Annotated in this window: 15 protein-coding genes and 1 tRNA gene; 5 read left to right on the top strand and 11 right to left on the bottom strand. The window is 38.0% G+C overall.

What is annotated here, in order from left to right; all coding sequences use genetic code 11:
- Positions 1–649: 649 nt before the first annotated feature.
- From TR08_RS14495 to TR08_RS14480, 4 genes are all read left to right on the top strand, one after another.
- Entirely contained in the window at positions 650–1348 is a 699-nt protein-coding gene (locus TR08_RS14495; protein WP_045519234.1) for an MgtC/SapB family protein, read from the top strand.
- Between the two features lie 65 nt (positions 1349–1413).
- Positions 1414–1486: transfer RNA gene (locus tag TR08_RS14490), tRNA-Ala, on the top strand.
- 337 nt (positions 1487–1823) lie between these two features.
- Positions 1824–2150 carry a DUF485 domain-containing protein gene (locus TR08_RS14485; protein ID WP_045519233.1) on the top strand — a complete coding sequence of 109 codons (327 nt, stop codon included), beginning with the start codon at positions 1824–1826 and terminating at the stop codon, positions 2148–2150.
- A complete protein-coding gene (locus TR08_RS14480) occupies positions 2150–3682 on the top strand; it encodes a solute symporter family protein (protein WP_045519232.1) in 1533 nt (510 codons plus the stop codon). The genes TR08_RS14485 and TR08_RS14480 overlap by 1 nt, the downstream gene beginning before the upstream one ends.
- Positions 3683–3902: 220 nt before the next feature.
- Here TR08_RS14480 and TR08_RS14475 read toward each other — a convergent pair whose 3' ends face one another.
- Positions 3903–5252 carry a DEAD/DEAH box helicase gene (locus TR08_RS14475; protein ID WP_045519230.1) on the bottom strand — a complete coding sequence of 450 codons (1350 nt, stop codon included), beginning with the start codon at positions 5250–5252 and terminating at the stop codon, positions 3903–3905.
- Between the two features lie 132 nt (positions 5253–5384).
- Positions 5385–5624 carry a sulfurtransferase TusA family protein gene (locus TR08_RS14470; protein WP_045519228.1) on the bottom strand — a complete coding sequence of 80 codons (240 nt, stop codon included), beginning with the start codon at positions 5622–5624 and terminating at the stop codon, positions 5385–5387.
- Between the two features lie 124 nt (positions 5625–5748).
- On the opposite strand from TR08_RS14470, the gene TR08_RS14465 reads away from it, so the two are divergent.
- Positions 5749–6633, top strand: coding sequence for a selenium metabolism-associated LysR family transcriptional regulator (locus TR08_RS14465; RefSeq protein WP_045519226.1), 885 nt, complete (start codon positions 5749–5751; stop codon positions 6631–6633).
- Between the two features lie 64 nt (positions 6634–6697).
- On the opposite strand, the gene TR08_RS14460 is transcribed toward TR08_RS14465, so the two are convergent.
- The 9 genes from TR08_RS14460 to TR08_RS14420 all read right to left on the bottom strand — a co-directional run bounded on the left by TR08_RS14460 (position 6698) and on the right by TR08_RS14420 (position 14660).
- The gene (locus TR08_RS14460) at positions 6698–8197 is read right to left on the bottom strand and encodes an acyl-CoA synthetase (RefSeq protein ID WP_045519224.1); all 1500 of its coding nucleotides are present in this window, start codon (positions 8195–8197) and stop codon (positions 6698–6700) included.
- A 259-nt stretch (positions 8198–8456) separates the two neighbouring features.
- A complete protein-coding gene (fabG, locus tag TR08_RS14455; protein WP_045519222.1) occupies positions 8457–9197 on the bottom strand; it encodes a 3-oxoacyl-ACP reductase FabG in 741 nt (246 codons plus the stop codon).
- Complete coding sequence (gene phaZ / locus TR08_RS14450) at positions 9194–10096, bottom strand: intracellular short-chain-length polyhydroxyalkanoate depolymerase (protein WP_045519221.1); 903 nt, start codon at positions 10094–10096, stop codon at positions 9194–9196. Before phaZ ends, fabG begins: the two co-directional genes overlap by 4 nt.
- Positions 10097–11110, bottom strand: a complete 1014-nt coding sequence (locus TR08_RS14445; protein ID WP_045519219.1) for a 3-oxoacyl-ACP synthase — start codon at positions 11108–11110, stop codon at positions 10097–10099.
- A gap of 17 nt (positions 11111–11127) precedes the next feature.
- A complete protein-coding gene (locus TR08_RS14440) occupies positions 11128–11307 on the bottom strand; it encodes a hypothetical protein (protein ID WP_045519217.1) in 180 nt (59 codons plus the stop codon).
- A gap of 11 nt (positions 11308–11318) precedes the next feature.
- The gene (locus TR08_RS14435; protein WP_045519215.1) at positions 11319–12317 is read right to left on the bottom strand and encodes a branched-chain amino acid ABC transporter permease; all 999 of its coding nucleotides are present in this window, start codon (positions 12315–12317) and stop codon (positions 11319–11321) included.
- Positions 12318–12321: 4 nt separating this feature from the next.
- Positions 12322–13182 (bottom strand): branched-chain amino acid ABC transporter permease, encoded by an 861-nt coding sequence (locus tag TR08_RS14430; protein WP_045519213.1) that lies wholly within the window; start codon positions 13180–13182, stop codon positions 12322–12324.
- Between the two features lie 18 nt (positions 13183–13200).
- A complete protein-coding gene (locus tag TR08_RS14425; RefSeq protein WP_045519211.1) occupies positions 13201–13908 on the bottom strand; it encodes an ABC transporter ATP-binding protein in 708 nt (235 codons plus the stop codon).
- Entirely contained in the window at positions 13905–14660 is a 756-nt protein-coding gene (locus tag TR08_RS14420) for an ABC transporter ATP-binding protein (RefSeq protein WP_045519209.1), read from the bottom strand. The genes TR08_RS14425 and TR08_RS14420 overlap by 4 nt, the downstream gene beginning before the upstream one ends.
- Positions 14661–14712 lie beyond the last annotated feature (52 nt).

Raw genomic sequence — 14712 nt, 5'->3', positions numbered from 1 at the left:
CGCCGCCAGCGTTCGTCCTGAGCCAGGATCAAACTCTCCAAGAAAGTTGATATAGCTCATAAAAGTTACGTTGGCTTAGCTTTTTAAAAAAGCTAAAAAATATTGTTTGTTGACGTTCTTGTTTGTTTAGTTTTCAAAGAACAATTAGCATCGCAGGTAAGCTTGCCTTACTAGATAAGCTCGAAAGCGACCTCTTTAATTTAACACATCCGCTTTCGTGATGTCAACAACTTTTTGAATTTCTTTTTTTTGCTGTGTGACTCTCTCGATGAGGACGAGATTTAATATACCATGTTCAAAAAATGTTTGCAATATAATTTTAAAAGTTTTTTTGATTCATTTCTTTTTTATAAAATACAAACAGCACTGCTTTCGTCAAATTATAGAAGAGAATAAAGAATATTCAACTGTCAAAGGATAAATCAAATGGGTGATGGACTCATATTATCAACCATTCATGTATATGTAATAAGAGAAGGCTTTTTATACTACTCATTAGAGGCTGGACAAAAGGATTTAATCTTTACTTCAATGACTACCCTTTAGAATAAGGAAAAATTCCTTATTTAACATAGTAGGGATATCGTATAATAGAAATAACTGTTTGTCTAAGAAGCACTTAACTTACTAAATAATGGACGTGAAGGCAATGGAGAATATTGATTACGATATATTAATAAAGCTTGGAATCTCAGCTGTTTTGGGACTTATCATCGGACTTGAACGAGAATTAAAGAGAAAACCTGTAGGACTTAAAACAAGCCTTGTAATATCTGTAGTGAGTTGTCTACTTACAATTGTTTCAATAGAATCAGCTTATATGTTTCCTGATTCTGATGATGTAAAAATTACAATGGACCCTCTTCGTCTTGCAGCACAAATTGTTTCCGGGATCGGTTTTCTAGGAGCAGGAGTAATCCTTAGAAGAGGAAATGATAGTATCTCTGGATTAACCACAGCCGCGATGATTTGGGGAGCAGCGGGAATCGGAATTGCTGTAGGGGCTGGTTTCTTTATCGAAGCATTTGTTGGTGTTGCATTACTCATTATTAGTGTCGAATTAGTACCTTACGTGATGAAGTTCATTGGTCCGAAACAATTACGGGAAAAAGAAATCAGTCTTCAATTATTTATCAGGGATAAAATCCAAATTGAAAATGCAATTTCATTTTTAATGGAGAGAAAGTACATTATTCGCAGAATCCGAATAAAGGATTTAGACAACGGCGACCATCTCGTTCAAATTTTAGTTGCAGTAGATTACCGGGAAAAAACAACAGATGTATATGATTCTGTTTCAAAATTAGACGGAGTCCATAAGGTTGAAATAGAGAGCATGGGTTATTAACCTTTTTCAAAAAAAGTATTGCAAGAACGGTGTGAGAAAGATATAATTTTTCTTGTACCACTTACGGGGGCTTAGCTCAGCTGGGAGAGCGCTTGCATGGCATGCAAGAGGTCGTCGGTTCGATCCCGATAGTCTCCATCTTCAAAAACCTTTGCGCTGCAAAGGTTTTTTGTTTTTTATGTCTCCCCATCATATTTCTTCTACCTTTATTTTGGTTTTTACCCTCAATATAGTAAAAAATCCTTTTGTCAAAAAAATGTAATTTATCCTATTGCAAATTTTAATATGTTGTTACTATAATAATAAACGTAACAAAAATTAAAATATTTAGAAAAATCAATTTTTATTAAGGGGGGGACATGTTTCTGCGGTTATGACTGCCTTTTATTTACTTTCATAAACAGTCAGCTATGTGCTATTTTCAGTCCTCATAATTTTGTTGTACATTTTTTTCCTATGAGAGGGGGAGCTTCCAATGGAGGCTAGAAAAATAACAGCTAATTCCGAAAGAGATTACAGTGCTATTGTTCAATCATCTTCATTCCAAAAATTACTCTCCGAAAAGAAAAAATTCATTATTCCTATCACGATCTTCTTCTTTTGTTTTTATTTCGCCTTACCTATCTTAACTTCATATTCAACTGTTCTAAATAACAAATTCATAGGCAGTATTACCTGGGCTTGGGTTTTTGCCTTTCTTCAGTTCATAATGACATGGGGATTATGTATGCTCTACTCTAAAAAAGCAGCCAAATTTGACGATTTAGCTGAAAAAGTTGTAAAAGAGGGGGGGAGAGCCTAATGAATACCGCTGCTTTTACCATGTTTCTTGGTATTGTTTTTGTAACGTTGGTTATTACATACTTCGCTTCAAAACGTACAAAAAACGCTAGTGAATTTTACACTGCAGGTGGAGGACTGACTGGCTGGCAAAATGGTTTGGCTATCGCAGGCGATTATATGTCTGCTGCTTCATTTCTTGGAATTGCTGGCGCCGTTGCATTAACCGGTTTTGACGGATTCTTTTATAGTATAGGTTTCTTAGTTGCCTACTTGGTTGTTTTGTATTTAGTTGCAGAACCGTTGCGGAATCTCGGAAAATATACATTTGCTGATATGATCGCAGCACGCTTTGATGCAAAAAAGGTTCGTGGATTTGCGGCTATGAACACCGTAACTATTTCTATTTTTTATATGATCGCTCAGCTTGTAGGTGCTGGTGCACTTATTAAATTATTATTAGGGTTGGAGTATACCACATCTGTTTTAATCGTTGGAGTATTAATGACCGTTTACGTTATATTTGGTGGGATGCATGCAACAAGCTGGGTCCAAATTATTAAAGCTGTTCTTTTAATGGGTGGAACCTTCTTAATATCCATTGTTGTTTTCGCTAAATTTAACTTTAGTATTACAGACATGTTCGATCAAATGAAAACAGCAACCCCATTAAAGGAAGCATTCTTAAACCCAGGGGTAAAATACAAGGACGGTATTGACACGCTTTCATTAAACATGGGACTAGTTTTAGGGACTGCTGGTTTGCCTCATATTTTGGTCCGTTTCTTTACTGTAAAAGATGCAAAAACTGCCCGCAGTTCAGTTGTTTATGCTACTTGGATCATTGGAATTTTTTACGTCATGACGATATTCCTTGGCTTTGGTGCTGCAGCATTTGTAGGTACAACTGATATAGTTGCTGCAAATGCAGCTGGAAATATGGCTGCCCCTCTTTTAGCGCAGGCACTTGGCGGCAATATGCTGTTCGCGTTTATTTCCGCGGTTGCATTTGCTACGATTCTTGCGGTTGTAGCAGGGCTTGTATTAACTGCAGCTTCAGCTTTTGCACATGATTTCTATAATGAAATTCTTAAAAAAGGTAAAGCAACAGAAAAGCAGCAGGTAAGTATGGCACGATGGGCTTCCATTGGAGTATCTGTGGTATCAATAGTTTTAGCTTTAGGGGCTCAATCTCTTAACGTGGCTTTCCTTGTTTCCTTAGCCTTTGCTGTAGCAGCAAGTGCAAATCTGCCAGTTATTATTTATACAATTTACTGGAAACGATTTAATACTACGGGAGCCATTTGGGCTATGGTAGTTGGACTTATCTCGGCGATTGGACTTGTAATCATTAGCCCGAATGTTTTCAGTCCTGAAGTAGGAAAGGCAATTTTCGTAGGGAATCCTCTATTTCCATACACGACACCAGGAATTGTATCCATACCATTAGGGTTTATTGCAGGGTACCTGGGAACAATCCTTTCCAGTCAAAAAGCTGATGCGAAGAAATATGATGAAGTACTCGTTAAATCCAATCTTGGGATTGGTCAATAGGTAACCAGAAAGGACTGAAAGTTACTTCAGTCCTCAGGCTGTCGAGAAAGTCTCGACAGCCTTTTTGCTTTTATTTTTGAACAATATATCGGGGTTTCAAAATAATTGTTTTACTATATGTGGTACCTCAAATATAAAAATCCCCCTTTTCTCGATGATACTTTTCGAAAAAGGGGGTTTCCCAACAAGCTGAGGACTGAAAGTTACTTCAGTCCTTTTTTTATTTACTCCGCTTAGTTTTGACTAATCCTGGATTACTGCTTTTCCTATTATTCCTACCTCCACCTGTTTGGCTGGAATTAGTTTGCTTGTTCTTAATTGATTTTGGCTTACTTCCATTTCTTGACGGAAATTTAGGTTTACTATCTTTCCTTTGGCCACTCGCAGCTCTAGTTTTTCCATCCTTTTTCCCCTGGTTCTTAGATAGTTCTTGTTTATTTTTTTGATCACTTCCAGTGTTTCCTATGTTTTGTTTTTGGATAGTGATATTTAACTCTTTTTCAATCATATCAAGTGTTGGGCGATCATCTGAGGAGTAAAAAGTAATGGCCATGCCCTTCGTGCCTGCTCTTCCTGTTCTTCCAATCCGATGGATAAAGCTCTCCACATCTTGTGGGATGTCATAGTTAAATACATGTGTTACACCTTCAACATCCAGACCTCTTGCTGCGACATCTGTTGCTATCAATAATTGAATTTCCCCATCTCTGAAACGTTTCATCACTTGCTCTCTTTTTGCTTGTGATAAATCACCATGCAGTTCATCACACAAAAATTTATGAGATTTTAATACTTCATACAACTTGGAGACTCTGCGTTTGGTTCTACAAAAGATAACGGCTAAATAGGGTCGATGTGTTTCAACCAATTGAATTAATGTTGCTTGCTTAGCTCGATCTATAGTATGAATGGCTATTAGTTTAACATTTTCTGCCGGACCCTGCGTTTTTTCAACTTGGATGTATTCAGGTTTACGCATGTGTTTATTGGCTAATGTCCTTATTTCCTCTGGCATTGTTGCAGAAAAGAGCATGGTTTGACGAGTCTTAGGTGTTTCCTTAATAATATCCTCAACCTCATTCAGAAAACCTATATGGAGCATTTGATCTGCTTCATCAAGGACTAGGAATGATACTTCTGATAATTGGACTGTCCCTCTTCCAATATGATCTAACAGCCTGCCTGGCGTGCCGACCACAATCTGAACATTTTTCTTAAGTTTCTTTAACTGTTTATCAACATCCTGTCCTCCATATACTGCAAGTACATCGACGCCTGCCATATCATTGGTCAACTTTTGAAATTCATCGGTAATTTGAAGAGCCAATTCTCTAGTTGGAGTAACAATTAGTGCTTGTACATGTGATGCAAGTGGATTTATTTTTTCTAAAATTGGCAGTATGAACGCAAAAGTCTTTCCTGTTCCTGTTTGAGCTTGTGCAATTACATCTTTTCCACCCATTACAATTGGTATTGCTTTTTCTTGGATAGGTGTTGGTGTCGCTACACCGTAGCTCCTTAATTTATTTTCAATTGACTCAGAAATATCTAATGATTTAAAATCAGGCAAAAAAATCCCTACTTTCTCTATCTATAACAAATATTTTGTCTTATTAATATTGAGTGTTTATCACGGAAATAGCAAATAATCTTTTTCACATAAAAAAAGGCCTTATCATCAGATAAGTCCTTTCCATCCTTGTTACCGTTTTTCAATATAGTAATAACTAATTCCACCAAAATCCTTCCGGTTTAGAAATATGTGCTTCTCCATTCTGCACCAGGAAGGCACGTTTTCTTTTACACCTGGGTCAGTGGATATGATTTCAAGTATATGTCCCCTATTTAACTTCTTCATTGTTGAGGACAGGTTATTTACCAGCTCTTCATATTCTGTTTTGCCTGCATCATAGATAAGATCTGGTACATATTGGAGTGACATCCATTCAGCTCCCATCACAGTATTACTTTCATTATAAAAAAATGATATGATGAGATAAATTCATTTTATCTATTCTATCTATTAAAATAAATCGATTATGTGAATATAAGAGGGGATCATTCAAATGGATTTACACCAATTGTTTGTGTTTACGAAGGTAGTTGAACATAAAAGTTTTTCCAAAGCGGCCGAAGACATTTTTTTAAGTCAATCAACTGTCAGCTCACATATTCAAGCACTCGAAAGAACTCTAAATGTAAGTCTTTTTGATCGAGTTGGCAGAGAAAATATTCTAACCCCATCCGGCGAGCGTTTATATCAATGGGCATTAAAACTTTTATTATTAAAGGACCAGGCAATGCTGGACTTAAAGGAGGGAGCGACAGAGCTTAGAGGAATGATTCGAATCGGGGCCAGTTCTGTTCCCGGGCAATTTTTGGTTCCAAAGATGGTCAAGCAATATAGAGAACAATACCCAAAAGCAACATTCCATATAAACCAATCATCCTCAAAAAATGTTGCCGAAAAGGTTTTAAATGGATCAGTCGATTTTGGTATTTTAGGCGAAAAATACGAAAATGATAAGCTTTGCTATATTCCTTTACTAAAAGAAAAGCTAGTACTTATCACATCAAAGCAATCTGATATTACCGGACCTGCGTATATTCAAGACCTTTTAAATTACCCATTTATTATGAGAAACTCTGATTCAGGAACCAACTCTCTAATTGAAAAATTCCTGAAAAAAAATCAAATATCAAAAGATAAAATGAATATTGTGGCCTATACTGAAAGCGGACAAAGTTTGATTCAGTTCGTGCTTCAAGAAATCGGTATTGCGATTATTTCAGAAATGGCGGCAAGGGAATACTACGACAGAAATTTATTAATGATTCATGAAATCAAAGAATTCAATGATGAAAGATATTTTTATCTGGTTTATAACCAAAACAAAACACAATCGATGTTATCAAAAATATTTATTGAGAGTGCCTATGAACTTATTTAGATAAAACAAATTAAAGAGAGCTGGAAATTTCCAGCCCTAAGGAGAACCTTCTGCGGTTCTCCTTTTAGATTTGGATACTTAATTCTTTTAACTTTTTTTTATCGATCTTTCCAACATGTGTTTTCGGAAGTTCTATTAATGGAATGAACTTCTTTGGAATTTTGTACCTTCCTAGCTTTTTTTCGCAATAAACTATAAGGTCTTCTTCTTCGATCTGATGAGAATGTTTAGGTACAATGAAAGCTGCAACGAGTTCTCCCCATTTTTCATCTGGTAGACCAATTACTGCTACTTCATCGATAGCAGGGTGAGCTGCAAGCCAATGCTCAATCTCGAGTGGATAGACATTTTCACCACCCGTGATAATCATATCTTTTTTTCTTCCGACAATATAATGGAATCCTTCCTCATCCTTCTTTGCCAAGTCTCCGGTATGCACCCAGCCTCCCTTTTTTGTTTCCAATGTAGCGAGTTCGTTATTCCAATAATGCGAGAAGGAGTGTTTTCCTTTTATTAAAAGTTCTCCAACCTCGTTTACCTTTGCCTCTTGACCATCTTCCTTTTCCAGTTTTATTGCATTAAATAACATTGGTTTCCCTACTGACCCGCGTTTCTCTTGTGCATCCTCAGGGTGAATAAAGAAATTATTTGGTCCAGCTTCCGTTAATCCATACCCCTCTTTAAAGGCTAATCCCTTTTTCAGAAAGGCCTCGTATACTTGTAATGGACAAGGTGCAGCACCTGATAAGAAGATTTTCATAGAAGGAAAATCACTTCTCTGGAACTCTTCCGTTTGAATGAGTGAATGGTACATCGTTGGTACAAGGAGAATAATGGTACAGTTGTATTGTTCGATTGAATATACCACTTTTTTTCCCGTGTACTGATCTCCAATAACCACTGTTCCGCCAATCATTAAGATTGGCAGCGATAAAGCATTTAGCCCGCCTGTATGAAACATCGGCATATAGTTGATCGTTATATCCTCTTTAGATAAGTTCCAGCTAAGAATGGTATTAATGGCATTCCATTGAATGGATTGATGGCTTAATACAACACCTTTTGGTTTACCCGTAGTTCCTCCTGTATAGATTATGGCTAATGGGTCATGATCAGAAATAGCTTCTATCTGGTTAATATCTATCGCGTTGTTCACAATCTCATAGTAATTAGATCCCCCCACACAAAAACAATTAGGAACCGTAGTTTGCAAGGAAGTAAACCTGTTATCGAACTGCCGATGAACACCAAGCAATAAGGGTGAACAATCCAACAAAATTTCATTTAATTCATGTACTGACAGGCGCCAATTTAACGGAACAAAAATGGCACCAATTTTCCCACAGGCAAACAACAAATCAAAATAACTGATATCGTTTGGCGACAAAAGGGCAACTCGATCACCTTTTTTTACGCCTTGACTTTTTAACCAGCCAGCCACGGAGGACGAACGTTTATTTAATTCTTTATAGGTCCATGCCATATTTGTATCTTCATCAATAATTGCATTCTTATTTGGCGATAACCTCGCTCTATTTTCCAGCCAATCGAGTTCCCACCTCACAGAACAATCGCTCCTTCACAACTAGATGAGAACATCTTACTGAATTATAGTTACAGCGAAGTTACACGGACTGACCTTGATTGGTTATACGAATTTTTGACGTTAGCGAGTAAAAAGGCAAAACCGGCGAGTAAACTACATAAAGTCGCGAGTAAATCTAAAAATTCCGCGAGTAAAATTCGATATTCAGCGAGTAAACTCTTATATACATCCAGAAACCCAAAAAACGACCTATCTAGGTCGCTTCTGCTTTTCCTATTCACATCATTATTCCCCCATCTACATGAAGAACGGTTCCATTTATATAATTCGATTCATCGGATGCTAAAAACAAGTAGGCATTGGCGATATCTTCTGGCTTTCCTAGCCTTGCTAGCGGAATCATTTGTTTCATTTGGTCTAATATTTTTTCAGGAACCTTAGCTGTCATTCCGGTATCGATAAAACCAGGGGCAACGGCATTAACATTAATTCCTTTTCGCCCCAGCTCCTTTGCCCATGATTTCGTCATGCCAACCACACCAGCTTTTGTTGCTGCATAATTCGTTTGTCCGATATTTCCATACACACCAGAAACAGAAGAAGTATTAATAATTTTTCCTTTTCCATTTTCAATCATGGACGGCAAAACAGCCTGCGTACAATGAAATACCCCTGTAAGATTAACATCCAAAACAGCTTGGAAATCCTCGACGGTTAATTTTGAAAGCATCGCATCTTTTGTAATTCCAGCATTATTTATTAGAACACCAATATTTCCATAGGTATCGCGGACCTTCTCCACCATTTCATCCACACTGGATCGCTGTGCAACATTCACTTGAAAAAAGGTCACATCATAGCCCTTTCCCCGTAACTCTTGTGCCCTTTTTTCACCTTGTTCTGCATTAAAATCAGCCATGGCTACCTTTGCACCTTCTTTGGCAAAGACTTCTGAGGCAGTTAAACCAATTCCATTTGCCGCACCTGTTATCAGAGCCACTTTATCCTTTAATCTCATTTGTACACCTCAGTATTTAGGAAATCAGTAACCTCTTTTAACAATTGTGGTAAGTCATCTACTAGCGGTGAATGTCCACAATCCTTTAACTCCACAAATTTAGCTTTTGCTCCTAAATCCTCTACTAATTCACTTGTCATTTCAGCCGTAACAACGAAATCACGGTCACCTCTTAATACTAGAACAGGCACATTAATTTGATCCACTAATCTGTTTCCTTCTACCAGTCCATTATGGTGATGACTAATATTAAAAGTATTGTTAGAATGATGTACCTCAGCTAAGTTTCGCTGTGTTCTCATATCCTGTACATATTCATCATATAGCTCTGGTACAGGCTGATTTTTTGTATAGATAACAGCATTCCAAATTAATTTCAATAATTCCACATTATTGGTATCGTAGGCTGCTTGGACAGGTATGGTTCGAATGAGATCCCGTTTAATATCTTCATAGGATGAGAATCTTCGAGGTGTCTCGTTCTCGCTGGTTTTTCCATCGAACGGATAGCCTCTAGTAGATTCTGAAGCTAATAATACCAGCTTATTGCAATAACCGAGATAATCGGCAGCAAATTGCATGGCGACAGCACCACCTGTTGACCAGCCCACAAGTGCGAAATCCTTTAAGCCAATTTCATCGACAAAGAGCTTTACATCATCCGAAAAATCCTTTATGGATGTAATAAGTTTATTGTAGCTGGATTTTCCAAACCCTCGTAAATCCAATGCAAATACCTTATATTCTTCAGACATATTATCTAGAACAAGGTCCCAATGCTTGGAAGAAGTCATGTTTCCATGAATTAACAGTACCTTTTTTTCTCCGCCTTCTCGCTCACGATAGGCAATGGTTTCTCCATTTGTTAACTGTACTTCTTTCATTGTTACATTAGCCATTTAAATCACCTTCCCCCATTTTATTGCAGCTGCCCCCCAAGCATACCCAATCCCCGCACTAACGAAAACGACAAGGTCACCATCTTTTACCTTCCCTTCCTTTAGTGCAAGCTCTAAAGATAAAATTTGGTCTATTTGACCGATATGACCGTAGTCCTCTAGATAGATTGATTGTTTTTGGGATAAGCCTAATTCCTTTAATACATAATCATGTGCAGACTTTTTCATGTGAAGCATCGCTATATAAGAAATATCTTCTTCTTTATAACCACTTTTTTTTACTGATTCTCTGATCACCTTTATAAAATTAACCATTGATTTTTGTTCCAATCGCTGTTTCATTCCCTCTGGGTTAAGGACGTCCAGCATATTTAAGCGTTTATCAATAGCTTCTTTTGTAATTGGAATTTTTGTACCGCCAGAAACAACCACAACATCCTCTGAAAAGGAACCATCTGTCAGTAACTTCGTTTCTAACAAGACGTTCTCATTGTGGTCTTTTTTCAACAGAATCGCTCCGCCGCCTGCACCTAGGTTAAACATAAAGCGAGTCCGCGGGTTCTGGTAGTCGATGAAATCCACATTTCGATAACCTCCCGCCAGCAGTACAGTTTGGATGGTTGAATCTGCCATCATCAGGCTTTTTGCTACCTTAAGCGCCATAACGGTAGTTCCACAACGTAAGGCAACATCAAATGCCCATGCATTTAAGGCTCCAACTGCTTCCTGGAGTTTGATTCCAGCCGTCCAAAGTGGATATTCTTTATGCTCTTCACCAATATAAATAACAACATCAATCTCAAACGGGTTGATACCTGCTTTTTCAATCGCTTGTTTTGCAGCAATGATCCCCATTTCACACGTATGGTCATTCGTGCCAGGGACGTATTTTTTCTTTATTCCCATTTTCTCTTCGACAACCGCCGTTGGTATACCTGCCATTTCTGCTATCTCTTTACCAGTCAAAAATTCCTCAGGGAGGTAAATACCCGTACTAACAATGCCTATTTGCAAAACTTTCACCACCTAGACTAAGAGTCTTCCACCATTGACATCATAAATGCAGTCGCTTCTTCAATTGATTCAAATAAAGTTTCATGCCCCTCTTGTACATGGGTAACTTTTATTCTCCATTGTTTTTTGCCTGTTTCTTTTTCCACTGCGGTTAGTTGAAAACGAACGACGAAGGAAGCTATTTGAAACGGATCCATTAATGACCCCCCTAACCTGCTAAATTTTCTTTTTTCTTAGCAGGATGCTGTTTTTTTCGTATCCATGTGAACTTCCTCAGTGTCCCCACAATACCTAACGGGAAGAAAATCACAACCAAAATATAAATAATGCCAAAGAAAATAATCCAACGTTCAAATATCCAGTGTTCCTTTGCCAGCTCCGTTAACCCGTCGTGGGCAAATTCAATTAATCCTGCACCAATAATGGCTCCAACTAAGGTACCTACTCCGCCGATGATCGTCATTAACAAAGCGTCTAAGGTAATATCCATCGCAAATACACTTGTATTCACATATCGAAGCGACATTGCATAAAAGATTCCGGCAATCCCAGCTAAAACACCCGAAACGACACTAGCTGCAATCTTATAATGTAATACTTGATAACCTAAAGACTCTGTTCGTTGTTCATTTTCTCGAATTGCCTGCAAAACTCTCCCAAGCGGGGAATTCGTAAAGCGTTTTAGTATCATAAAAACAGCTATCATCGAGACTAAACAAATGATGTAAAAATTAGTCCGATCAATAAATAACTCTGGTACTCGAAAGGTAAATCCATCATTTCCGAACGTTAAAGTCCGCCATTTCTCTGCTAATACTAAGAATAATCCCGCCAAAGCCATGGTTAACATCGCGTAAAAATGGCTTTTCAAGCGAAGGGTAAGTAAACCAACAATAAAACTTACAATCGCAGTAATCAGAATGGTTGCAAGTACTGCATAAATGAAATGAAGCATAGTTGGCTCCAAACGCTTCATGAATATCCCAATCGAGTAGGCCCCTATACCAAAAAACATCGCATGACCAAAGGAGACAATTCCGGTAAAGCCTAGTAATAAATCGTAGCTCATCGCTAGGATGGCAAACACGAAAATTTGAGTTAACAGGATTAACATATTTCTAGATTCATAGACGAAAGGTAAGAGAAACAGAAAAGCAGCAATTATGATATAAATAGCATTCATTCTATTATTTACAATCCACTTCATCCTCTCACCCCTTCCCGCCAAATAGCCCTTGTGGCTTTACAATTAACACAATTGCCATTAAAAGCATATTTACAGCTAATGATAATTCCGGTACATAATAGGCCATGAACGAACCAGACAGCCCAACTAAAATCGCGGCCATGACAGATCCCGTGAAATTCCCCATACCGCCAATGACAACAACAATGAACGCTAATATGGCAAATTCCATTCCCATTCCCGCATGAATGACTCCAGAGTATGGTCCGAATAGTACTCCTCCAAGTGCAGCCATACCAGAACCAATCATAAAGACAAACATAAATACCTTCTTAATATTAATCCCCAATGCCTGGACCATTTCCTTATTCATAACTCCTGCCCGGACAACCAGGCCTATTTTTGTATTTTTAAGCAAAAATTGTACTCCTGCAAATACAAGTAATCCAACAAATATGATAAATACTCGATATTTAATGATAATGATATCGCCGATTTCCCAGCTGCCCTTTAAATATTCGGGCGGGTTGGCTGTTAATTGATTAGGTCCCCATATCACTTTTAACATCTCTGATAAAACCAACATTAATCCCAGTGTAATTAAAATTTGTTGAACATGGTTTCCATAAACTGGTTTGATAATCCACTTTTCAGTGATAATCCCCAGTAAAAAACCTGTAAGAATGGCCCCAAAAATACCGATCAGAAAGCTTCCAGTAGTGGTATAAATCCAAATGCCGCTATAGGCACCCCAGGCAAACAAACCGCCATGGGCAAAGTTAAGCACATCCATCAGACCGAAAATAAGCGTCAACCCTGCTGCTAATAGGAAGATCAGCATGCCTGTTGCCAATCCATTTAATGTTAAATTGAACAATAGCTCCATTCAACCTTTCCTCCTTTCCTACGCAATCCCCAAGTACTTTCGTTTCATTTCCTCATCCTCTTTTAACTGTTTCATAGTTCCATTGCTTACCGTTCTGCCATCATCGATAATGTAAAAGCAATCACCGATGGTACTAGCCATCATGAAATTTTGTTCTACCAAGACGATGGTAGTTTGATCCTTCATTTGAAGGATGGATTCCATCACCTTCTCCACAACGATAGGGGCTAAACCTTTACTTGGTTCATCAATTAATAACAGTTCGTTATCATTAACATAGGCTCGGGCAATGGAAAGCATTTGCTTTTGACCGCCGCTCAGTAATCCACCAGGTTTTTTCCAGAACTTCTGTAAGTCAGGAAATAAATTTAATATATAATCAAGCCGCTTATTTGTTTCTTCATTTTCTTTTTGAATGGCTACTTTCATATTCTCTTCGACTGTCAGCCCAGCAAATATACCTTGGTCTTCCGGAACATACCCGATCCCCTTTTGGGCAATGGTATAGGTCGGCAGCGCTTGGATCTCTTCTCCTTTATAGACAACACTACCTTTTGAGGCTGGATTTAGACCCATAATGGTCCGTAATGTTGTAGTTTTTCCGGCACCATTTCTTCCGAGCAGCACCGTTACCTCACCCTTTTTCACTTCAACTGAAACACCCTGTAAAATATGATATTGTCCAATATACGTTTCGATATTATTAAGCTTCAGCAGCTCGCTCACAAGCTGATACCTCCTAAATAAGCAGATTGAACCGTTTCATTTTTCATAATTTCCTCAGGTGTTCCGTCCGCCAGTAGTCTGCCATTAAATAGCACCATTACAGAATCTGATAAGTCTAATATCATATCCATTTTGTGCTCAATTAAAATAATCGTCCTATTCCCTTGATCCTTAATTCTTTTGATGACTTCCAATATGGCAGGAACATCTTCTAAAGACATACCTGCGGTCGGTTCATCTAATAAAAGAACCTCGGTTTCAAGTGCAAGCAGCATAGCCATTTCTAGCTTTCTCTTTTCCCCATGTGCCAAATTGCTCGCCAACGAATCCACTTTATCATCTAACAGCACAAGCCTTAGCCATTCTAGGGCCTTTACTTCAAATTCTCGATATTTCTTATAATGAAATAACATCTGGTAGCGAACTCCGGCTCTTGACTGAACGGCAAGCCTTACATTTTCAAGGACAGTTAGATTAGGGAAAACATTCGTAATTTGAAAAGAACGTCCTATTCCTTCCCTGGTACGCTTTGTCGGAGAAAGTTTCGTGATATCCTTTCCGCGAAAATAAATTTTTCCTTTTGTAGGCGCTAATTGACCACTTAAAAGATTAAAGAAGGTTGTTTTTCCAGCACCATTTGGACCAATGATGGATTTAAAGTGTTTTTCAGAGACTTTAATACTGACAGAATCAACTGCCGTGTGCCCACCAAAGGTTATCGATAATTGATCTGTTTCAATTAAGGTTGTCACGCTTTCACCACCAATCTTTTAGATAGAAATAAGGAAGAGGGTGACCAAAAAC

It is taken from the genome of Neobacillus niacini, assembly GCF_000759675.1.
GTDB lineage: Bacteria > Bacillota > Bacilli > Bacillales > Cytobacillaceae > Neobacillus > Neobacillus niacini_A.
Note: the sequence above shows the minus strand (reverse complement) of the source record. Positions and strands in the feature narration are given on the sequence as shown.